This window comes from Pseudodesulfovibrio nedwellii (assembly GCF_027923765.1).
In the GTDB taxonomy this organism is placed as follows: Bacteria; Desulfobacterota; Desulfovibrionia; order Desulfovibrionales; family Desulfovibrionaceae; genus Pseudodesulfovibrio; species Pseudodesulfovibrio nedwellii.
In genome coordinates this window covers 1,338,998-1,359,440 of record NZ_AP026709.1, presented here as the reverse complement: position 1 = coordinate 1,359,440, position 20,443 = coordinate 1,338,998, and the positions used below count along the sequence as shown (strand labels likewise).

Sequence of the window (20,443 nt, the reverse complement as noted above, 5' to 3'; positions counted from 1 at the left end):
TTATCCCAGTCCGATGCCCGGCGCCATTTCAAGGCCGGTCAAATCAGTTTCATATCCGCCGAGATCTTGGATCTTTGCTTTGACTTCATCCTTGCGGATTGTGGCGATGAGCGTTTGTATGCGCTCATCGTTGATGTATGCTGTGGGAATGATCAGGTCATACCGTTCATGTGCCAGTGGCACGAAGTCGAGGTCCAGAGCCTTGGCTGCGGCAAATATGCCCAGACCGCAGGAAGCTGCGCCGGTCAGGATGTTGACGGCTACGGCCATGTGCGTGAACTCTTCGTTGTCATATCCTTGTACATCACGTGGATTGATGCTTGCTTCCTTGAGGTGATGGTCCAGAAGAATTCTGGTTCCGGCCCCGCGTTGACGGTTGATGAAGATCACGTCTTCGCGAGTCAAGTCGGCTACACCCTGAATACCGAGCGGGTTGCCTTTGCCGACGATGAGACCTTGATGTCGGATGGCGAGGTTGACCACGGTCACGTCCAGATCGGGCAGATAGCGGTCAAGAAACGGGAAGTTGAAATCTCCGGTTTCCGGGTCGAACAGATGTGTACCTGCAAACAGGGCTGATCCTGCCTTGAGTGCGGTCAGGCCGCCCATGGAACCGGCATGGCTGGAGACCAGACGCATGGGGACCGATAAACCCATAAGTTCATTAGCGAGCAGATCGATCGTGTTGTCGTGGCTGCCCACATGTACCAACACTCGATTAAGATCATCCTTTGGAACCAACAGTTCCGCATTCAGGGAGTCTCCCTGTTCTACGCCTTCTACTTCTTCCGGGATATAAGCCACGGCTTGCGCCTTGGTCATGGTGGTGATCATGCCGGCTCCGCGAGCAAGCGGTGCGGCCACGATTTTGTCACCGATGCGACCTGCGGCCAGTCGGATGGCTTCCCGCATGCCGGCTTTCGATGGAGTTTTTCGTGCCAGCGTAATGTCTGCCATATGTCGGTCAGTGAGGGCTTTGCCCATGAGCCAGTGGATGATGGGGCCGAGGATTTTTTCATGGCAGACAATGGCGGATACCGGGTAGCCAGGTGCGCCCACAAGCAAACGTCCCGGGTATCCACTTCGTTCGTCTGTCACGGCGAGCAGGGTCGGTTTTCCCGGCATGACGGAAATGCCGTGGACCAATACCGATCCGATTGATTCGAAGACCCGTTTTGAATAATCCTTACTGCCTGCGCTCGATCCAGCGCCGACGATGACGACGTGACAACCTTTTTTGAGTCCATCCATGACAGCGGTGCGGAGTGTCTCTTCGTTATCCGGGACAGGGGACGACCATGATGCGTCAACGCCCCACGAGTCTGCATATGCCTTGAATACCTGCGAGTTTGATTCGATGACCTGTCCGGCCTGTGGCTCGGGTTTGTCCAGAAAGTTGAGCACTTCATCGCCTGTGGGCAGGAAGACGACCTTGACCTTTTCCCTGACCTCAATTTCATAAATACCTGCTGAAAGCAGAGCACCGATGTCTGAAGGCGTTAGCTCGCGATTTTGTGGGATAAGCAGTTCGGTAGCAACGATGTCTTCTCCGATGCGTCTGACATGTTGCCACGGAAAAGCCGGAGTATCGACAAGGACCGTCATTTCATCTTTTTGTACGACGTTTTCGATCATGACGACCGCATTAGTTCCGTCAGGCATCGGGTTGCCTGTGTTGACGAACTGGAATTGATCCGGGTGGTTCAAGACCACGGGTTCATCTTCTCGGGCAGCGAATGTCGATTCGGCCTGAATGGCGATGCCGTCCATGGCCGCAGCGTGAAAAGTTGGAGAAGAGCATTTTGCGAAGATCGGCCCGGCAGTGACTCGTCCGGCAGCCTCGTGCGTGGGGATCGTTTCGGTTTCCATCAGGGCCTTGCGGTCCAATGCTTCCTTGGCGTTCCTGACCGCTTTTTCAGGCGCAATTGTTTCTAAATAAATATTTCGTTTTGTCATTTTGATAACTCCTTAAACATCAATTCGGAACGCTTCCCTCAAGCATCCCGACAATAAAATTCCGCCAAATGTAACCTACAACTTTTGCAAAGCAAAACAATAAAAAAGGAAAGGAGAGAGGACGAGGGGTCGGGAGAAGGAGAACTTTTTTCAAAGGGGTTTCTTCCCCCCCCCTTCTCCCGACCGCCAGAGGCTTCCCCCGTTTTAATCGTGCTGGAACTGGCCATCTTTGTAGATGACGAGTTCTTCACCGCCCTTGAGAGTGGCTGTGACTATTTTTTGTTCCGTATTGACCAAATCCCAATGGAGGGCGGAATCATTGAATCCGAGTATGTTTTTTTTGGCATCGTCCAATGTTGACTGATCACCTGCGTAGGTGTCGGCGTATGATGCCCCAACTGCGACATGGCAGTTGCCTTGGTCTCCGCCGAAGTTTTCGTCGAATAACGTGTTCGCCATGAATTCGCTGATCTTGGAAAATCTGCGGTCTGTCAGGGAAAATTCGCCGAGCCGGTTGGCTCCTTCATCCAGAGTCAACTGTTTGGCAACGAATTCACCGCCGGTTTTGGCTTCAGTTTTGACGGCAATACCTTTTTCAAAGGTTAATTTGACGCCTTCCACGAAGTTGCCGGACCGGAATGAAGGCTGGTCGGCGTAGTAGACTCCTTCGGTGCCGCGCCAGTCTGGGGAAAGGAAAATTTCGAAGGAGGGGATGTTATGACCGGATACGCCGAGCCAACGTCTGTCCTTGCCCGGAACTACAATGAGATCTGTATTTTCGGTTTTGACGTTGATGTGTTCAATCTCGAGATTGTTGAGCCATCTTTTGACCTTTTCAGACTGCTCGAAGATTTCAGCCCATTTGGCAGGTGGGTTTTCAGCGTCGAGGAAGCAGGCTTTGACTACCTGGGATTTGAACTTGTCCATGGACAACCCGGCTGCCTCGGCAAGAGCTTTGGTCGGATAGATGCAGAGCGTCCACCCGAATTCACCGGTTTGTTCACGTTTCTCCATGATATCGCGCATGAATTTGCGGGCTACGGCGGCTTGGCCGATTCTTTTGGGGTCCACGTTTTGCAAATGGGTCAGGGAGGACGGGGCAATGAGCGAAATCAATCCGTTCAGGTTGCTGACGAATTCCTTGTCACCAGCCGGAATATGGGTGAGCTGGGCTTCGGTTCCTTTGCCATAGAAAGATAATTCCATATTGGAGGTCATGTTTTGACGTGGCACAGGGTTGATGCCTTTTTCCACGAGCAGTTCAAACATGGTTTCAGCCAGAGGGAGTGCATCCGTGTCAAAACGGAGCAGAACGAAATCACCGGGTTGGTATGGTTTGGTGCGAGCGGTGGAGAGGCCCCACCACAGGGTTTCAGCATATTTTCTGAGTTCTTCTTGAGTAAACATATAGGTCCTTGTTCGTTTTAAAGATGCGTTTTCGGACTCGGAGAATAAACAAGTATGATGTGTATCACAACCTTATTGAACTGTACCGAGTAATTGTCCCGTATTCCGAAAAGCTGTTTCATGTCTTGACACAGGACGGCCTTGGTTATATCAGCAATTCGTGTCCGGCTTTTTTGACCGGATTAAATACGAATGAGTGTGCCGATAACCGTCTTGTATGGCTGCCGACACACAAGAACAGGCCCGCAATACGGGCGTCCCAAATTATTTTCTGGAGGAAAAAATGGGCTACACTATTACTATCGACACTGACAAGTGCACCGGCGACGGCGAATGCGTAGACGTTTGCCCCGTTGAAGTTTACGAACTTCAGGACGGCAAAGCCGTTGCAGTTAACGAAGACGAATGTCTCGGTTGTGAGTCCTGCGTTGAGGTTTGCGAATCCGACGCTATCACCATCGAAGAGAACTAGTCTTTATTGTTCTGAATATGGTCTAGGGAGTGGCAGTTTTTGCTGCTGCTCCCTTCCATTTTTTACATTGGCACACCGTGCCGTCCTATCGCCTCCGGGCGTCTTTTTTTATCTTCCGGGTTCACCGTTCCATTTTTCTTTCCCCGGCACGGTTGACGGTTCCAATTCACGACTTAAATTAACTGGACACTACATCACCACGGTCCTGTAACGACTTGTGCAGATTTGACGAGGAGTATTTAGAATGGCGCTTGATTTTACCGAGTATTTTGAAAAGTACGAAGCCGTTGTGGCCGAGGTTGATGCCGTTTTCAAGAAGTTCGAAAACGAAATGAGTGACTTGGTTAAATGTGGCAAGGGTTGCAGTGACTGTTGTTACGCCCTGTTTGATGTCACATTGGTTGAAGCCATGTATATCAACACCAAGTTCAACGAAAAATTTTCCGGTCTGGAACGGTCTATCATTATGACTCGTGCCGATCAGGCCGATCGCCAGATTCATAAGCTCAAGCGTAAAGTTTATAAAGCGAGCCAGGCCGGGCAGCCCACGAATGATATTTTATTGGAAGTAGCCAAGGCTCGTGTGCGTTGTCCCATGCTGGATGACAACGACCTGTGCTCCATCTATGAAAATCGTCCCATAACCTGTCGATTGTACGGTGTGCCCACCTCTATTGGCGGCGTGGCTCATACCTGTAACAAGACTGGTTTTAAGGGTGGCGAGAAATACCCCACAGTTAATATGGATATCGTCCTCGACAAATTGCTCGCCATTGGCAAGGATTTGCAGGAAGGCATCGGCAGTCGGTTCAAGGAATTGAGCGAAATGCTGTTGCCGTTGTCCATGGCTCTCGTGACAGAGTACGACGAACATTATTTGGGTGTGGGCGATCGTGTGAATTTGACTATCCCCAAGGAGCGGGTTGATGAGTTGGAGCAGACCGCACCCAAGGTCGTTCCCGAAGAAATTGTCGCTCCCGATGCTCCCAAGTCCGAAGCGTGTTCAACATGTACTCAGTCCAAATCCGCTTGCGAGACCTGTGGTGAGTCCATCGTTCTCGGTGGCGGCGGGAAAGAATAATGACCAAGACGCTCAATTATGAAGAGATGTCCGCTCAGGATATCGAAGCCCGCAAAAAATTCATGTACGAAAAGATGTCTAAAAGGCGTCGTAAATTCGTTGATCGTATGGGCTATGAGAATTGGGACCCGTTCGCGGCTCCGTTTGATCCCATCGATATTCGTCAGGATAAGACCGGATATACTTCGGCAGAACTTTCTCAGCTTTTTATTCGAGAATCAGGGAAGCATAGCAATCAGGAATTTATTGATCAGGTCAATGAATTTAATGTCATGATGGTTATGAATTTTGAAAAAGTCCGTCCCGTTTATGAATTTTGTCTCTGGTATGCAGAGCACTGTAAAAAACACGGCATCGAACCATAAGAAGGATATTACGCCATGGAAAAATTCGAAAATCTTGACGAGTACATTGCGGATCTCAAAGCTAAGTTGGTCGCTAACCCCTCCTGCGGTAACACCCATTATAATTTGGGCGTGGCTTATTTGTCCCGCCGGGATTTCATGGAGGCCGAACGTGAGTTTCTCGATGCCATCGCTCATTCTCCGCGTATGGCCGAAGGGTATGTGCAGCTCGGCGGTATAGCTTTGCAGCGTGACGATATGGAGTCTTGTCTGAATTATAATATTCAGGCCACTCAGCAGCGTCCGTTTTTTGCAGTGCCCTGGGGCAACATCGGCTTTATCCTTTTGCAGCAGGGAGACTTTGACAAGGCTCATAAGGCCCTGAAAAAGGCTCTTAAACTTGATCCTGAGTTCGCTCAGGCTCAGGCTACCATGTCCTCTCTGTTTATCGCCATGAGCGACTATGAAGAGGCTGACAAGCTGCTCAAGAAAATTTTGGAAAAGCAAGCCAACTTTGGTCCGGCTTGGAATAACAAGGCTATTGTGGACGCTCACTTTGGCAACTGGGAAGATGCCGCAAAGTGTATCGTCAAGGCTGAAGAATCCGGCTTTGAAGTGCCCGAAGACTTCAAGAAAGAAGTGGAAGAAAATAATAAATAGGAATTATTCCTATTGCCTGCATCGAAAAGATGATTATACTAGGGGGACCGTCAGTTTGGCGGTCCCCTTATTCTTTGTAGGAGTTGATATGTCAAAGTTTCGCAGCACGAAGAAGATAGTTCGTGAAATACTCATAGATGATAATTGGCAGGAACGACTGGTCGAGTTGGATGAGTTTCCTCCTGGAGACCTGATGCCGCCGTTGTTGAATCTGAGGCTTGATCGAGAAGAGGCCGTCCGTTGGCATACGGTCCCGGCATTTGGTCGAGCTGTGTATCGTTTAGCTGAAGTGTCCATGGAAAAGACTCGTACCCTTATGCGTACGCTTATGTGGCACATGAATGAAGAATCCGGCAATCTTGGATGGAGTATCCCGCATTTCATGGCTGAGGCCATGGTCCAAAATGAAAAGATCGCCAAGGAGTTTCATAAGATTTTGGTGTCCTACATATTCTGCGATGCCGAATGTGATGGCAATTTTCTGGATCATCCTGAACTGAGACGTGATGTATATTGGGGTTTAGCCCGACTGGCCAGTGTGCGGCCTGAGCTGGTTGCCCATGGTGAACGCTTTTTGATTGTGGGGCTTGATGATTCTGATACATACAACCGTGCATATGCTGCATGGGTGCTTGGTCTCATCAAGGCTGAAGGGGTAAAGGTCAAGCTTGAAGCGATGAAGAGTGATGAAGCCGAGCTTCGGACGTTCAAGGACGGTGTTATTAAGTATTTGACCGTTGGAGATATGGCGAGTGAAGCACTGGCAGCCATTGGTTAGAAATTGCATGTTGTTCAGTTCCCGGACATGTTGTTGACGTAGTGCTTGTTTAGGACGTCTGTATTTTCTTGGTTTATATTGAGCAGGAGACTTTGCAACGGGTCGCATTCCATCTGAATTTAGGGTTTTGAATGGAATATCTTTTTGAATTTGCATTCATTATTCTATGATTTTGTTGTTTGTGTTAAATATGTTGAAGCAATTTTGGAAACAATGAATGGGGCTTTTTTGGGGCTCTGACTATGGATATAAGAAGTTGTTTGAGGCTCTTTCCCTTTTCATGGTGATATCCTTTTTAAAAAAAATGAAAAAAGATTAAAATGTCGCTTGACAACAAACGGTCTCGCGGATACTTTCCGTCTCGCTTCAACGAGAAGGCGCGTAGCTCAGGGGGAGAGCATTTGCTTGACGTGCAAAGGGTCGTGGGTTCAAATCCCTCCGCGCCTACCAGAACATCCCCGGAAGGGAGGCCTCAGGCCTCCCTTTCTTCGTTAACAGCTTCCGGCATTTTCCCGGACCAAGGAGTATAAGAAGTGCAGATCGAAGTCGCTGGCAATCCAGTTGAATTGGCCGACGGTGCATCCTGTGCCGATGCCCTGCAAGAGGGCCTGTCAAAGAAACAGTTCAAGAAGGTTGTCGCCGCCAAGTGCGAAGACACCATTTTGGACATGTCCACTGCCGTGCCGACTCCTTGTACTACCATTGAGCCCGTCTTCGCTGACAGCGAAGAGGGGCTGGGCGTTATCCGCCACTCCGCGGCCCATCTCATGGCCGAAGCTGTCAAAAAACTGTTCCCCACCGCCAAGGTGACTATTGGTCCGGCCATTAAGGACGGATTCTACTATGATTTTGATTATGAGCGCCCATTTACCCCTGAAGATCTGGAAGCCATCGAGAAAGAGATGCTCAGTTCCGTGGGTGCCAACAAGGAATTTGTTCGTTCAACCATGACCAAAGAAGAGGCGAAGACGTTCTTTTCCGACATGGGTGAAGAGTACAAGCCTGAAATTATGGATGACCTTGGTGTAGACGAATTTTCTATTTACACGCATGGCGATTTCGCGGATTTGTGCCGCGGCCCGCATGTTGCGCGTACCGGCATGATCAAAGCCTTCAAGCTTTTGTCCGTGGCTGGAGCGTACTGGCGTGGCGACGAAAAGAACAAACAGCTTCAGCGTATCTACGGTACTGCATGGCAGGACCCCAAAGCGCTCAAGAAGCATCTGTTCCGTCTTGAAGAAGCTAAGAAGCGTGATCATCGTAAGCTCGGCAAGCAGCTTGATCTTTTCTCTTTCAATGATGAAGTCGGCCCCGGTATGCCTTTGTGGCATCCCAAAGGTATGTTGCTTCGTGCCATCTTGGAGGACTTCGAGCGCAAGGAGCACCTGAAGCGTGGATATGACCTCGTTCAGGGGCCGCTCATTCTCAAACGCGAAATGTGGGAAAAGTCCGGTCACTACGAAAATTATCGTGAGAATATGTATTTCACGGAAATTGACGAGCAGGCTTACGGCATTAAGCCCATGAATTGCTTGGCTCACATGATCATCTACAAGCGTAAGATCATGAGCTATCGAGAGCTCCCTCAGCGGTATTTTGAACTGGGTGTAGTGCACCGTCATGAGAAATCCGGTGTGTTGCATGGTTTGATGCGTGTGCGTACCTTTACTCAGGATGATGCACATCTTATTTGTCGTCCGGATCAGATTTCTGAGGAAATCATTGATCTCATCAAATTTTATCAGGACATTTATTCTCTGTTCGACTACGAGTTCGATGTGGAGCTGTCCACTCGTCCAGAGAAGTCTATCGGTTCGGATGAAGATTGGAATATCGCTACTGAAGCCTTGCGCGAGGCTTTGAACGAATCCGGTTTGGAATATGCCATCAATGAGGGTGACGGTGCCTTTTACGGTCCCAAGATTGACTTTCATTTGCGTGATTCCATCGGACGTTCATGGCAGTGTGGTACTATTCAGGTCGATTTCACCTTGCCAGATCGCTTTGACATAGTATATGTCGGCGAGGATGGTGAGCGGCATCGACCTGTCATGATCCATCGTGCTATGCTCGGTTCTATCGAACGCTTCATTGGCGTCTTGACGGAACACTGTGCAGGTGCTTATCCTGTTTGGCTGGCTCCGGTCCAGGCGCGTCTTTTGAACGTGACGGATGCACAGCTTGATTTTGTGAATAAAGCCAAAGCCTTGTTTGCAAGTAAGGGAATTCGTATCGAAGCGGATACCCGCAACGAGAAACTTGGTTATAAGATTCGGGAAGCTCAAGTTGAGAAGATCCCGTATATGTTGGTAATCGGTGATAAAGAGGTTGAGGCCGGGTGCGTCAATATTCGTTCACGAGACGGAGAAGACCCCGGATTGGTTTCATTGGAGGAGGCAGTGCAGTTGATACTTGATGCTGCAAAGTCGCCTTTCGAAGCAGGAGGAATGAGCTATAGCTTTTCGGGGTAACTACCGCCGCGACCAGCGGAAAGACGAGGTCCGGCGCAACGACAGAATTCGCATCCCTAAGGTGCGAGTCGTGGATGATGACGGCGAGCAGTTGGGCGTACTGGCAACCCGCGACGCTTTAGAACGCGCTCGCGAAAAAGGGCTTGATCTTGTGGAGGTCGCGCCGAACGCCGATCCGCCTGTCTGTAAGATCATGGATTATGGTAAGTTTAAGTACCAGCAGCAGAAGAAGCTGCAGGAAGCTAAGAAAAAACAGACCGTAATTAAGATCAAGGAAGTCAAGTTCCGGCCCAAAACCGATGAGCACGATTACCAGACCAAGCTCAAGAAAATTGTTAAATTCCTCGACGCAGGAGATCGCTGTAAAGTGACCATCTTCTTCCGAGGACGCGAAATCGTCCATAAGGACCGCGGGCTGATGATGCTCGACAGGGTCGTGGAGGATACGTTGGATATCGCTAAAGTCGAGAGCAAGCCAATGTCAGAAGGACGGACCATGACAATGATGCTTGCTCCCGTGAAAAAATAGAGACTCATAGGGGACTTGTTCCCTTTTAGGAGGATACAACTATGCCTAAGATTAAAACTCGCCGCGCAGCAGCGAAGCGGTTTTCCAAAACCGCTACTGGCAAGTTCAAGCGTCGCCGCAAAAACCTCAGGCACATTCTGACCAAGAAGAATGCCAAGAGAAAGCGTCGCCTGGGCCAGTCCACTACAGTGGACTCCGCCAACATGAAAGCTGTTCGTCGTCAGTTGCCCAACGGCTAGCAATCCGCCTGATAAACCTGCTGGCCGCGTTCAAAGAGAGCCGGGGAATGGCCCCGGTTCGCACGTAGCGTCAGTTCGGTTCAGTCGAGATGCCCGTTGATTTACATTAACATTTAAAGCAATCCGCCTCGTCGGGGGAGTCCGTCCGGCCCGGGAGGTAAATAAGCGATGGAGGTTTTACCATGAGAGTAAAGCGTGGAGTGGCCGCCAAGAGGCGTCATAAAAAGTATTTGAAGATGGCCAAAGGCTATCGTGGCGCAGGCAGTCGCCTGTACCGCACAGCTCGCGAGCGTGTAGAGAAAGCTCTGTGTAACGCATACCGCGACCGTAAACGCAAGAAACGCGAGTTCCGCAAATTGTGGATCATTCGCATCAATGCCGCCGCCCGTCTCAACGGACTGTCCTACAGCCGTTTGATGAACGGTCTCAAGCTGGCTGGCATCGAGCTGAACCGTAAGGTTCTGGCAGATATGGCAGTGCGCGATCCTGAAGTGTTCGCCAAAATCGCAGAGGCAGCAAAAGCCAAAGTGAGCTAAATTGTGAGTAATGAATTGAAGTCCTTCCTGGAAGGACTCGACAGCCTGGCCCAGGATTGCGAATCTCGCAAGGGCCAGGCTTGTTCGTTAAAGGAACTGGAAGAACTCCGTGTCGAGTTCCTGGGGCGCAAAGGCAAGCTCGCCGGAATGATGGGCCAGCTTGGGAAGCTCGACAATTCGGAAAAGCCCGAAGCTGGACAGAAGGCCAACACAGTCAAGCAAGCCATCACAGCGTTGCTTGATTCCTGGGAAGCCGAATTGCATAAGGCTGAGGCCTCCGAAGCGTTGTCCAAATTTGACCCCTCCATGCCGGGCCGTAAGCCTTGGGCAGGTTCTCTGCATCCTGTGACACTTGTCATGGATGAAGTGTGTAACGTGCTGACCGGTCTTGGTTTCGAGCATGCAGCCGGGCCTGAAGTCGAAAATGATTGGCACAACTTTGAAGCGCTTAACATGCCGCCTGAGCATCCAGCTCGTGACATGCAGGATACGCTTTATGTGTCGGATAAAATCGTGCTGCGTACGCATACTTCCGGTATGCAAATTCGTTCCATGCTCAAGCAAGAGCCGCCGGTGGCCGTCATTTGTCCAGGTAAGGTCTATCGCCGTGATTCTGATTTGACCCACACTCCGATGTTTCATCAGATTGAAGGGTTGTTGGTTGATAAGAACGTATCCATGGCTGACCTGCGTGGCACTTTGACCGTCTTTGTGCGCCAGATCTTTGGCTCTCAGACTGATGTTCGCTTCCGCCCGAGCTTTTTCCCCTTTACAGAACCGTCTGCAGAGGTTGATATCTCCTGCGTTATGTGCGGTGGCAAAGGTGAAAAAGATGGCTCGACTTGTCGTGTCTGCAAGGGCACCGGCTGGGTTGAGATTTTGGGTTGCGGCATGGTTGATCCCAATGTTTTCAAATCCGTGGGTTACGACCCGGAAGTCTTTACCGGCTTTGCATTCGGAATGGGCATCGAGCGTATCGCCATGCTGAAATACGGCATCGGTGATCTGCGTATGTTCTTTGAAAACGACGTCCGGTTCCTGGAACAATTCGCTTAGATATTCTGTGCGGCCCGAATGATTCCGCGTGGATTATTCGGGTCGTTTTTCATAACTTTTCACCGATTACGGTAGTGCAATGTTAGTCAGTCTTAATTGGTTGCGTGAGTTCGTTCCCTACGAGGGCGATATTCAGGTTCTGGGTGACAAGCTCACCATGTTGGGCCTTGAGCTGGAAGGGATCGACGATCCTTTTGAGAATATCAAGGACATTGTGGTCGGCCACGTTGTGGAGTGCGAAAAGCACCCTGAGGCCGAAAAGCTTTCGGTCTGTACCGTGGATGTCGGTGGTCCCGAAATTTTGACCATCGTTTGCGGTGCGCCCAATGTTGGCAAGGGGCAGAAAGTTCCGGTAGCCACTGTTGGTACCGTCATGCCCGAGGGTATGAAGATCAAGAAAGCCAAGCTGCGCGGTATCAAGTCGTTCGGTATGATCTGTTCCGAGCGCGAACTCGGTTTTTCCGACGACCATGATGGCATCTGGGTTCTGGATGACACCTTCTCGGTTGGTGAAAAACTTGTGGACGTCATGAATCTGGAGCGTGTGGTTTTTGATTTTGATATCACACCCAACCGCGCAGATTGCCTCTCCATTCTGGGTTTTGCTCGTGAGACTGCATTGGCATTTGATCTGCCTTTGACTATGCCGGAGTTGAATCTGGTGGAGGCTGGTGGCAACGCTGCCGACGATTTGAAAATTTTGATCGATGATCCGGCACTGTGCCCAGCATATCACGGTCGTATTATTCGCGGCGTTGAAACACGTAAGTCTCCTGACTGGATGCGTTTCAAATTGCTTGCACTGGGACAGCGTCCAATATCCAATATTGTTGATGTGACCAATTATATTATGTTTGAGCTGGGACAGCCGCTTCATGCCTTTGATCTTGATTTGATTGAAGACGCTACCATTCGTGTAGCTCCGGCAACTGACGGCATGAAATTTACTACTTTGGATGATGTCGAGCGCACCTTGACTTCCAAGGATCTCCTTATATGGGATGGTAAGAAGCCCGTTGCTCTTGCAGGTGTTATGGGTGGTGCCAATTCCGAGATGCACGCCGAATCCACCAGTGTTTTGTTGGAAGCTGCCGTTTTCCGTCCGGGTACTGTTCGCAAGACCGCCCGTCGTTTATCATTGCCGTCTGATGCATCTTATCGCTTTGAGCGCGGCGTGGATCAACAGTTGACCCGTTTCTGTCAGGACCGTGCAGCTCAGCTCATGGCTGAAGCTTCCGGCGGTTCCGTTGTCTCCGGTGTGGTTTCCAATGAGCCGACTCCATGGCAGGACCGTACACATGGCTATCGTCATGCGCGGTGCATGTCCCTGCTCGGTCTTGATTTGGAACAAGATTTCGCCAAAAAAGTTTTTGAGGGCGAAGGGTGTGCCGTTGATGATTCCAATGCTGATAATTGGACTGTTTCTTCTCCGTCCCATCGCCTCGACCTTGAGCGCGAAGTGGATTTGTACGAGGAAGTGGGCCGCGTTTTTGGCCTGGATCAGATTCCGGCAGTTCTGCCGCGGGTTTCCAAGTCTTTGGATACTGTTTCAAGCGGTACTGAATATGCTTTTATCAAGAATATCAAGTTGTGGGGTGCCGGTATTGGTCTAAATGAAGCTGTGAATTACAGCTTTGTTGGCTCCGATGATCTGGATCGCCTTAACCTTCCAGAAGAAGGGCGGGTATTTATTGCCAATCCTTTGAGTGAAGACCAGAATGTCATGCGTACTGATCTCGCGCCTGGCCTGCTGAACACACTTAAAAATAATCTGGCGCAGGGTAACAACCACGTTCGTATTTTTGAAGTGGCCAAGAAATTTCTGGCCGATGCCGAATCTGAAACCGAGACTTCCGAACATATTCGTTTAGGAGTTTTGCTCTACGGTCCGCGTCATGCCAATGAATGGCCGTGGGGTGTAGAGAGTGCAGACTATCTTGATGTCAAAGGGCATATTGAACATCTCATTGTGAATCATCTCAAGCTGGAAGCTCCTGAATTTAGTTTGGTCGAAGACCATGCCTATTTGGAGCCGTGCGTGCAGGTGATAGTTAACGAGATGCCGATTGGTCTCATTGGTCGCGTCAAAGAAGACATCGCGGATTATTATCATGCCCGGAAAGAGGCATGGCTGGGCGATCTTGATCTTGATGCCCTGCGGTCCATGACTGAGGAGCACGCAATCGAGTTCGCACCGCTGCCTGTGTTTCCGCCCAGTCGTCGTGATGTGACCGTTATCGGGTCTATCACCCTTGGGGCCGATGTAATTCGTAAGGTTATTGAGGAAGCGGGCGTCAGTATCATGGAGTCCGTGGAACTGGTGGCTGAATACGTGCCTGAAGGTCAGGAAGAGGAACGCAATTTGTCTTTCCGTTTGACGTATCGTTCGCCGACCAAAACTTTGAAGGACAAGCAAGTTGATAAGGAACATAAGAAAGTGCTGGCTGCTCTCGAAAAGAATCTGCCGATACACTTCTAGGTTCCTGTAAAGAATACGTTAATGAGAGGAAGGGAAACCTTCCTCTCTTTTTTGTTCAGAATATAGGATAAAATATAAATATAGTGTATTAAACGGCTATCTACTCAACTTTTTTAGAGGAGGTAGCTATGGGGCTTATTCAATCGACTTATGCGGAAGTGCGTGAATTGATGAAGCCGGGTGATGTCGTAGCTTTCAGCGGGAAAGGACATTTTTCCGAGATCATCAAGTGGGCAACGTGGGCGCCAGTGTCGCATGTGGGAGTCATTTTGCAGACAAAGGTAATGGCGGATTCGACTGACCGGTATTTTAATCAGATTATTGAATCGACATCTCTCAATGGTTTTAACGGAGTGAACGTGTCTCGATTAAGCGACAGGGTTAACTCGTATAAAGGGGACATTTGGTGGCTTCCCCTTGAAAGTGAGATGAGCGTTGAAGCTGGAGAGAAATTCTATGATTTTCTCTTTGACCAAGCCCAAAAACGTATTTGTTACGACATGCCACAGGCCGTTAAGTCGGCCGTAGATGCGTTAGACCAACTCCCCTTCGGACTCCATGGTCCCGGATATAACCGGGAGGATTTCAGTAAGTTTTTTTGTTCTGAATTGGTCGCAGCCGGTTTGGAAAAAGCAGGAGTTGTCGGCACTGTCAATGCTTCTGAAGTGACGCCCATTGACCTTTGTCGGTGGAAGATATTTAAGAGTGAATATCATCAAATCAAGGTCGATAAGGACCTGAAGTCAATTAAACGGTATAACTCCCTTGATCCGGCACAATGGGATGTATGATTTTGATGGAGAAATGAGCCTCCGTGCTGCTTATGGGACGGAGGCTTTTTTATTTGAAGGAATCGTCCCTATTTGTTAGTTAAAACAAATGGAAGATTTGCAGGATTTCAAACGATACAGAATCGGCGAAGCGGCACGTGAACTTGGCGTGAAAACGTATGTGCTGCGGTTCTGGGAAAGTGAGTTTGATGAAATTACCCCCATCAGAACCGAGAGTGGCCAGCGGCTCTATACTGAGGACAATTTGGTGGTTATTCGTGAAATCAAACGATTGCTCTATGATGAAGGGTTGACCATTGATGGCGCGAAACGAAAGCTGCACAGCAGTGAGCACAGTGATATTTTGTTGGAAGTTCGTGATGAACTCCTTGCAATCAAACAACTCCTGAACACATAAAGGGCAACGGCCTGACCGGGGTTTCTAATGAACAAAGTGGCGAAATACAGTATCTTTTTCATTGGAACCTGCGCAGCTTTATTTGTTGTCGCACTCTTGGTCTTTTCTTCCGTTGTCGACCCCAATGACTATAAGGACCGCATCTCGCGGATCGTACTAGAGGAAACAGGGCGGACACTGGTTTTTGACGGTGATCTTGATCTACTGTTGTTTCCGAATGTCGGCATCGAAATGGGCGCCGTCAGTCTGAGCAACAATGCTGATTTTGGACCTGATCCTATGATTCGGGCTTCTTCGGTCAGCGTTTCCGTGCGAGTTCTGCCTTTGCTCTTGGGCAAGGTTAAATTTGGTAAACTCATATTGGAAGATTTAGTCCTGAATATGGGACGGGCAGTCGATGGGACGACAAATTGGGAAGATATTGTCGGGCGTCAGGAAAAAACCGATGCGGATGCGCAGGTCGATGAACCGTTTTCTCTTGAGGTGGCGGGGGTGTCGGTCAGCAATGGCAGTCTTTTGTGGGATGATCGGAAAACCGAGACCAAATTTATATTACGGGGTATTGATCTGACGACCGGGAAGATCGCGGAAGGTTCATTATTTCCCGTTGATGTGTCCTTGAATTTTGAATGTTCTCGGCCTGATGCGAGAGGTGTTTTAAAAATTAGAGGCAAGTCTTCTATCGATTTAGTCAATCGTGAATATGGGCATATGGATATGCAGGTGAGTGTTGATGCTCAGGGGCAATCTGTCCCTGGTGGCAGTGTCAAAGCTGTTGCCTCCTTTAATTTTATGGCTCTTGATTTTAATAAGGAGCATGCCCAAATCACGGGGCTGAATATGTCTGCCTATGGGACAACGGTTCATGTTGATGGGACTGTTGAAGGGATAACTCAAGGTTTGAAAGCGGCCGCAGGTGTGCTCACGGTCGATCAGTTCGATGTTCAGAAAACCATGGTTGCCATGGGCGAAAAACCATTGAATGTGGCCGATTCGACAGCTTTGACCAGTGTTGGTGGTATGGTCGATTTTTCTTTTGTTCACGGCAAAATTGATATGAAAACTTTGAAAATAGACGTTGATGGCGCCCGAATTGTGGGCAATGCGCGTGTGGAACGTGGCCATGCTTTGCCTTCATGTTTTGCTCGCTTGGACGTGGGTAAACTTGATTTGGACAGATATTTGCCACTCGAACACGAAGCACAAACAGCAGCGGCAAAAGAAGCTGTTGCATCCGGTGATTCAGATGATGTCGTACTGTCGGCGAAAGTTCTTCGTGAGTTGAATGTGGATATTGAGGCCAAAGTCGCAGAGTTAAAGTTGGCCCAAGCGCACTTTCAATCTGTGACGGCACAGCTTACAGCGCAGGATGGTCTGGTTAAATTTTCACCGGTCATGGCGAGTGCATACGGTGGGTCAGTGAAATTGGATGCCATTGCTTCGGCTGTTGAGAAAACGCCCAAAGCAGATGTGGCGGTGCAGGTCAAATCCTTGGATATAGGTGCGTTAAGTCGTGATATTGACAAGGATTCCAAGTATGCCGGTATAGCTGATTTTGATGCTACACTCATGAGTCGGGGAGAACGAATACAAACCATGCGGCGTACCCTGAATGGTAAACTTTCCTTTCATTTGGCTGATGGTGTTTTTCCTGGCGTGAATGTTGTGAAAATGGCGCGAGAGACTCATAGCCGTGAATCCAAGGGCGGCAAGGTGGAAGGCGATAAAACTGAATATACGCGGTTTGGTTCCATTAAAGGGACCGGTGTCATTAAAGACGGTATCTTGAAAAATGAGGACTTAGAAGTCATGGCGCCGGGATTACGTGCTCATGGGCATGGTGCGGTCTCATTGATTAACAATAAAATCGACTACATGGTTAAAGCAAAATTAGTACCTCAGGCTGGAGGGCAGGGCGGGGAAACGTCAGATGATCTTTTTGGGGTTTTGGTGCCGATCCATGTCACAGGAACACTGGACAATCCTCAATATTGGGTGTCGGTGACAGAATATGTCAAAGCCTTGGGTGGTGCTGTTGTCGGTGTCGTCGGGAGTGTGTTTGGCGGTGTTACCAATGCGATCAAGGGCGTTGGGTCCGCTTTGGATGAGAGTTGTTGCGAGGACACACCCGCCTCTACAAAGACTCCACAAAAGAAGAAATTCTTGGGAATTTTCTAAGCTTTTTATTGTGGTTTGCTGTTCCCATTGACCAGTTCGTGCATGGTCTTGAATGATCCGTCCAAAGTTTCCTGGTCTGTCACCAATTGTTGTAGGAATTTGTTGATGGGACCGACCATGGAAATGGCTTTATCTACTTCTGGGTTGGCGCCTTTTTGATACGCACCGATATTGACCATATCTTCCACTTTCTTGAATGTCGCCATATGCCGAAGCAGTGTGCGGCCATCTGTTTGGGCCTCTTTGGTGGTGATGTCGCTGCGTAGTCGACTGATGGATTTGAGCACGTCGATGGCTGGATAATGACCACGGTCGGCCAGTTCGCGAGTCAGGACGATGTGACCATCCAAAATTGAACGGGTGGAGTCTGCAATGGGTTCAGTAAAATCGTCACCGTCAACAAGTACGGTATAAATGCCGGTGATGGATCCTTTTGGGCTTTTCCCTGCACGCTCCAGAAGTTGGGGCAGTTGAGCGAACACGCTTGGCGTATATCCACCACGGGTCGGTGGTTCGCCTGCGGCCAGTCCTACTTCACGGCCAGCCATGGCAAAACGCGTTACCGAGTCCATCATGAGCAGGACATCCTTGCCTTGATCACGAAAATATTCTGCCACTGCCGTTGCCGCGTAGGCTGCTCGCATTCGGATGAGTGGGCTTTTGTCAGAGGTCGCGACTACGAGGACGCTGCGGGCCATGCCCTCAGGACCAAGGTCTCGTTCCATGAATTCCACGACTTCTCTGCCACGTTCGCCGACCAGAGCGATGACATTGATGTCTGCCTTGGTGTAGCGTGCCATCATGCCGAGCGTAGTGGATTTACCGACGCCAGAACCGGCCATGATGCCTACGCGCTGGCCTTTGCCAAGAGTGAGTAGGGAATTAACCGAACGGATGCCAACGTCGAGTGGTTCATTAATTCTGGGGCGTTCCAACGGGTTTGGGGGCTCGCGGTGCAACGGGACAAATGTGTCCGCATTGAAGGTCCCTTTGCCGTCCATTGGTTCGCCGAAAGCATCCACAGCACGGCCAAGCATGTCGTTACCAACAGGGATGTGGGGTGGAGTTGCAGCGTTTTGGATGAGAGAGCCGGGGCCAATGCCGCGCATGTCCGAGTAGGGCATGAATAAGCATGCCCCATCACGGAAACCGACTACTTCTGCGGGGATAGGCTTGCTGTTGGGCGGCAGAAGATAGCAGACGGACCCCAATGGGGCCTTGATGCCGTGACCTTCCGCAATAAGGCCGACCACCTTGGTCACCTTGCCGAAAGTCTGGCAGGGATCGAGGTCTTCGAGCAGTCCGAGTCTCGATTCCTGAGTCATGGATTACCCTTTGTTGTTGTCGACAGTGATCTGCACGGCCAATTGATCGAGAATTGGTTCAACGCTTTCCCATCGTGTATCGATGGTATTGTCTACTTTGCCACCGGCTCCTTCGATAACTACTCCACCGGACTCAATGGAGGCATCGCCTCTGACAGTCCAGTATTGAAGTGACGGATTACGGTCTTGAATGGCACGGAGATATTCTTCTAAACCAGTGACGTCTTCCGGGTGACATTTGATGGTCAATTGCCGCTGGGATTCAATGCGATCAAGCGCTTCGCTCATGAGAGATTCAAGAGAGGCCATGCGTTTTTCGTCAATTTCCACCTTGAGGGTTTTTTCAACGGCCAGCCTGATGAGATTGAGTATGTCCTCGCGGCGATCTTCAAAAATGGTGGTGCCGTATGCACCAATCTTTGCGAGCAACGCTTCACCTTGTGTCGAGATGTCCTGAATATGACTATTAATATCTTCCTGTGCTTGGGCAACGCCCTCGGCATATCCATCATGACGGGCCGTGGCTCTGAGGGCTTCTGCCTCCAGTTCGGCCAACATCTTGATTTCTTTGGCTGCTTCCATAGCCTTTCTTTTGACGCGGTCCAGGTACTCGTTATTGGTCGCGTCATCCCAGAGGAGTTGACGTTTGCCCTCGAGTTCCTGGATGGTCATTTGATCTGGACCCGGAGAGTCCATGCCAATGACCACCTTGCCCGTCAGATTCGGGGCATTGGTGTTTGCGTTATTAGATAAAGACATCGCTTCCACCTCGGCTGATAACTATCTTGCCTTCGTCTTCCAGACGACGGACGGTTTTGACGATCGATTGTTGTGCGGCTTCGACATCGGACAACTTCTTCGGCGGCATGATTTCCAAGTCTTCTTTGATCATTGCAGAAGCACGTTCCGACAGGTTCTTGAAGAACTTGTCGCGGAGATCTTCGGAGGCACCTTTGAGTGCAACGGTGAGATCTTCGTTGGAAACTTCTTTGAGAAGTTCGCGGATGGCGATGTCGTCGATACCTTTGACGTCTTCGAAAACGAACATGAGGTTGCGAATGTCTTCTGCCATCTGGGTGGATTCCTCTTCAATCTCGGAGAGAACCTCTTCTTCGGTGTTGCGATCCACGGCATTGAGAATTTCTGCCACGGAATTGACGCCACCGACTTTTTTGCCTTCCTTGCCGCCCATGGCGATAAGCTGGCTTTGCAGAACTTTGTCCACTTCCATAAGCATTTCCTCGGCAACGGCTTCGAGTTTTGCTAGGCGCATAAGCACTTCGGCACGAACACCTGCCGGGAGGTTTTGGATGAGTTCGGCAGCCTGATCCGGGTGCAAGTGACCGAGAATGAGCGCCAGTGTCTGGGGATGCTCGTTTCTCAGAATCTGTGCCAGGATGCGTGGGCTGACGTTTTCCAGTTCCTGGAAAGGCGTGGGGCCGGTATCCAAGTCCAGAGAATCCATAATGTACTTTGCGGTTTCTGCGTCCAGAGATTTGGTCAGGAGACGCTTGACCTGTTCCGGGCCACCTACCAGAAGTTCTGCGCCGTAGGCCAACGCTTCGTTGTACTCTTTAAGTACGTCGAGCACTTCTTCTTTGGGTACGGAGTCGGTGTCGAGCATGGCCTTGGATACGGCCGCAATCTCGTTGCGCTCCATTTTTTTGAACACTTCCGCCGTGAATTTTTCGCCAAGGGCGAGCAGCACGATGGCCGTTTTCTGGGGTCCGGAGAAGTCTGCCAT

The 20,443-nt window shown here is 49.9% G+C and carries 19 protein-coding genes and 1 tRNA gene; 15 read left to right on the top strand and 5 right to left on the bottom strand.

The window, feature by feature from the left end:
• Together SYK_RS06525 and SYK_RS06520 are read right to left on the bottom strand one after the other, a co-directional pair.
• A complete protein-coding gene (locus tag SYK_RS06525; protein WP_281762782.1) occupies nucleotides 1–1,956 on the bottom strand; it encodes a molybdopterin biosynthesis protein in 1,956 nt (651 codons plus the stop codon).
• A 204-nt stretch (nucleotides 1,957–2,160) separates the two neighbouring features.
• Nucleotides 2,161–3,363 carry an aminopeptidase gene (locus tag SYK_RS06520; RefSeq protein WP_281762781.1) on the bottom strand — a complete coding sequence of 401 codons (1,203 nt, stop codon included), beginning with the start codon at nucleotides 3,361–3,363 and terminating at the stop codon, nucleotides 2,161–2,163.
• A gap of 283 nt (nucleotides 3,364–3,646) precedes the next feature.
• Between SYK_RS06520 and SYK_RS06515 the strand changes: the two genes are divergently transcribed.
• The 15 genes from SYK_RS06515 to SYK_RS06445 all read left to right on the top strand — a co-directional run bounded on the left by SYK_RS06515 (nucleotide 3,647) and on the right by SYK_RS06445 (nucleotide 17,374).
• On the top strand, nucleotides 3,647–3,835 hold the full coding sequence (locus tag SYK_RS06515; RefSeq protein ID WP_281763244.1) for a ferredoxin: 189 nt from the start codon (nucleotides 3,647–3,649) through the stop codon (nucleotides 3,833–3,835).
• Nucleotides 3,836–4,079: 244 nt separating this feature from the next.
• On the top strand, nucleotides 4,080–4,916 hold the full coding sequence (locus tag SYK_RS06510; protein ID WP_281762780.1) for a YkgJ family cysteine cluster protein: 837 nt from the start codon (nucleotides 4,080–4,082) through the stop codon (nucleotides 4,914–4,916).
• On the top strand, nucleotides 4,916–5,281 hold the full coding sequence (locus tag SYK_RS06505; protein ID WP_281762779.1) for a hypothetical protein: 366 nt from the start codon (nucleotides 4,916–4,918) through the stop codon (nucleotides 5,279–5,281). Before SYK_RS06510 ends, SYK_RS06505 begins: the two co-directional genes overlap by 1 nt.
• 15 nt (nucleotides 5,282–5,296) lie before the next feature.
• Nucleotides 5,297–5,920, top strand: coding sequence for a tetratricopeptide repeat protein (locus tag SYK_RS06500; RefSeq protein ID WP_281762778.1), 624 nt, complete (start codon nucleotides 5,297–5,299; stop codon nucleotides 5,918–5,920).
• Nucleotides 5,921–6,008: 88 nt separating this feature from the next.
• Nucleotides 6,009–6,698 (top strand): DVU0298 family protein, encoded by a 690-nt coding sequence (locus SYK_RS06495; RefSeq protein WP_281762777.1) that lies wholly within the window; start codon nucleotides 6,009–6,011, stop codon nucleotides 6,696–6,698.
• Between the two features lie 375 nt (nucleotides 6,699–7,073).
• A tRNA-Val gene (locus tag SYK_RS06490) sits at nucleotides 7,074–7,148 on the top strand.
• A gap of 83 nt (nucleotides 7,149–7,231) precedes the next feature.
• Nucleotides 7,232–9,169, top strand: a complete 1,938-nt coding sequence (gene thrS, locus SYK_RS06485; protein WP_281762776.1) for a threonine--tRNA ligase — start codon at nucleotides 7,232–7,234, stop codon at nucleotides 9,167–9,169.
• A complete protein-coding gene (gene infC / locus SYK_RS06480) occupies nucleotides 9,153–9,698 on the top strand; it encodes a translation initiation factor IF-3 (protein ID WP_281763243.1) in 546 nt (181 codons plus the stop codon). The genes thrS and infC overlap by 17 nt, the downstream gene beginning before the upstream one ends.
• Nucleotides 9,699–9,739: 41 nt before the next feature.
• Nucleotides 9,740–9,937 (top strand): 50S ribosomal protein L35, encoded by a 198-nt coding sequence (gene rpmI / locus SYK_RS06475; RefSeq protein ID WP_229594756.1) that lies wholly within the window; start codon nucleotides 9,740–9,742, stop codon nucleotides 9,935–9,937.
• A 182-nt stretch (nucleotides 9,938–10,119) separates the two neighbouring features.
• The gene (gene rplT, locus SYK_RS06470) at nucleotides 10,120–10,473 is read left to right on the top strand and encodes a 50S ribosomal protein L20 (protein WP_281762775.1); all 354 of its coding nucleotides are present in this window, start codon (nucleotides 10,120–10,122) and stop codon (nucleotides 10,471–10,473) included.
• 3 nt (nucleotides 10,474–10,476) lie between these two features.
• A complete protein-coding gene (gene pheS, locus SYK_RS06465; RefSeq protein WP_281762774.1) occupies nucleotides 10,477–11,529 on the top strand; it encodes a phenylalanine--tRNA ligase subunit alpha in 1,053 nt (350 codons plus the stop codon).
• Between the two features lie 79 nt (nucleotides 11,530–11,608).
• Complete coding sequence (gene pheT, locus SYK_RS06460; RefSeq protein ID WP_281762773.1) at nucleotides 11,609–14,008, top strand: phenylalanine--tRNA ligase subunit beta; 2,400 nt, start codon at nucleotides 11,609–11,611, stop codon at nucleotides 14,006–14,008.
• A 128-nt stretch (nucleotides 14,009–14,136) separates the two neighbouring features.
• The gene (locus SYK_RS06455; protein WP_281762772.1) at nucleotides 14,137–14,799 is read left to right on the top strand and encodes a hypothetical protein; all 663 of its coding nucleotides are present in this window, start codon (nucleotides 14,137–14,139) and stop codon (nucleotides 14,797–14,799) included.
• Between the two features lie 88 nt (nucleotides 14,800–14,887).
• Nucleotides 14,888–15,196, top strand: coding sequence for a MerR family transcriptional regulator (locus SYK_RS06450; RefSeq protein ID WP_281762771.1), 309 nt, complete (start codon nucleotides 14,888–14,890; stop codon nucleotides 15,194–15,196).
• A 27-nt stretch (nucleotides 15,197–15,223) separates the two neighbouring features.
• Nucleotides 15,224–17,374, top strand: a complete 2,151-nt coding sequence (locus tag SYK_RS06445; protein WP_281762770.1) for an AsmA family protein — start codon at nucleotides 15,224–15,226, stop codon at nucleotides 17,372–17,374.
• Nucleotides 17,375–17,379: 5 nt separating this feature from the next.
• On the opposite strand, the gene SYK_RS06440 is transcribed toward SYK_RS06445, so the two are convergent.
• From SYK_RS06440 to fliG, 3 genes are read right to left on the bottom strand one after another with little or no spacing between them, the layout of a single operon-like run.
• The gene (locus tag SYK_RS06440; RefSeq protein WP_281762769.1) at nucleotides 17,380–18,699 is read right to left on the bottom strand and encodes a FliI/YscN family ATPase; all 1,320 of its coding nucleotides are present in this window, start codon (nucleotides 18,697–18,699) and stop codon (nucleotides 17,380–17,382) included.
• A gap of 3 nt (nucleotides 18,700–18,702) precedes the next feature.
• Nucleotides 18,703–19,458, bottom strand: coding sequence for a FliH/SctL family protein (locus tag SYK_RS06435; RefSeq protein ID WP_281762768.1), 756 nt, complete (start codon nucleotides 19,456–19,458; stop codon nucleotides 18,703–18,705).
• Nucleotides 19,445–20,443, bottom strand: coding sequence for a flagellar motor switch protein FliG (gene fliG / locus SYK_RS06430; protein WP_281762767.1), 999 nt, complete (start codon nucleotides 20,441–20,443; stop codon nucleotides 19,445–19,447). Before fliG ends, SYK_RS06435 begins: the two co-directional genes overlap by 14 nt.

Excerpts from the sequence above, each read along its gene's own strand:
- SYK_RS06500 (WP_281762778.1), top strand. The coding sequence starts at position 5,297 with ATGGAAAAATTCGAAAATCTTGACGAGTACATTGCGGATCTCAAAGCT.
- SYK_RS06435 (WP_281762768.1), bottom strand. The coding sequence starts at position 19,458 with ATGTCTTTATCTAATAACGCAAACACCAATGCCCCGAATCTGACGGGC.
- SYK_RS06525 (WP_281762782.1), bottom strand. The coding sequence starts at position 1,956 with ATGACAAAACGAAATATTTATTTAGAAACAATTGCGCCTGAAAAAGCG.
- SYK_RS06440 (WP_281762769.1), bottom strand. The coding sequence starts at position 18,699 with ATGACTCAGGAATCGAGACTCGGACTGCTCGAAGACCTCGATCCCTGC.
- rpmI (WP_229594756.1), top strand. The coding sequence starts at position 9,740 with ATGCCTAAGATTAAAACTCGCCGCGCAGCAGCGAAGCGGTTTTCCAAA.
- SYK_RS06445 (WP_281762770.1), top strand. The coding sequence starts at position 15,224 with ATGAACAAAGTGGCGAAATACAGTATCTTTTTCATTGGAACCTGCGCA.
- pheT (WP_281762773.1), top strand. The coding sequence starts at position 11,609 with ATGTTAGTCAGTCTTAATTGGTTGCGTGAGTTCGTTCCCTACGAGGGC.
- fliG (WP_281762767.1), bottom strand. The coding sequence starts at position 20,443 with ATGGCAGACTTCTCCGGACCCCAGAAAACGGCCATCGTGCTGCTCGCC.
- SYK_RS06455 (WP_281762772.1), top strand. The coding sequence starts at position 14,137 with ATGGGGCTTATTCAATCGACTTATGCGGAAGTGCGTGAATTGATGAAG.
- rplT (WP_281762775.1), top strand. The coding sequence starts at position 10,120 with ATGAGAGTAAAGCGTGGAGTGGCCGCCAAGAGGCGTCATAAAAAGTAT.
- SYK_RS06495 (WP_281762777.1), top strand. The coding sequence starts at position 6,009 with ATGTCAAAGTTTCGCAGCACGAAGAAGATAGTTCGTGAAATACTCATA.
- SYK_RS06505 (WP_281762779.1), top strand. The coding sequence starts at position 4,916 with ATGACCAAGACGCTCAATTATGAAGAGATGTCCGCTCAGGATATCGAA.
- SYK_RS06520 (WP_281762781.1), bottom strand. The coding sequence starts at position 3,363 with ATGTTTACTCAAGAAGAACTCAGAAAATATGCTGAAACCCTGTGGTGG.
- SYK_RS06515 (WP_281763244.1), top strand. The coding sequence starts at position 3,647 with ATGGGCTACACTATTACTATCGACACTGACAAGTGCACCGGCGACGGC.
- SYK_RS06450 (WP_281762771.1), top strand. The coding sequence starts at position 14,888 with ATGGAAGATTTGCAGGATTTCAAACGATACAGAATCGGCGAAGCGGCA.
- SYK_RS06510 (WP_281762780.1), top strand. The coding sequence starts at position 4,080 with ATGGCGCTTGATTTTACCGAGTATTTTGAAAAGTACGAAGCCGTTGTG.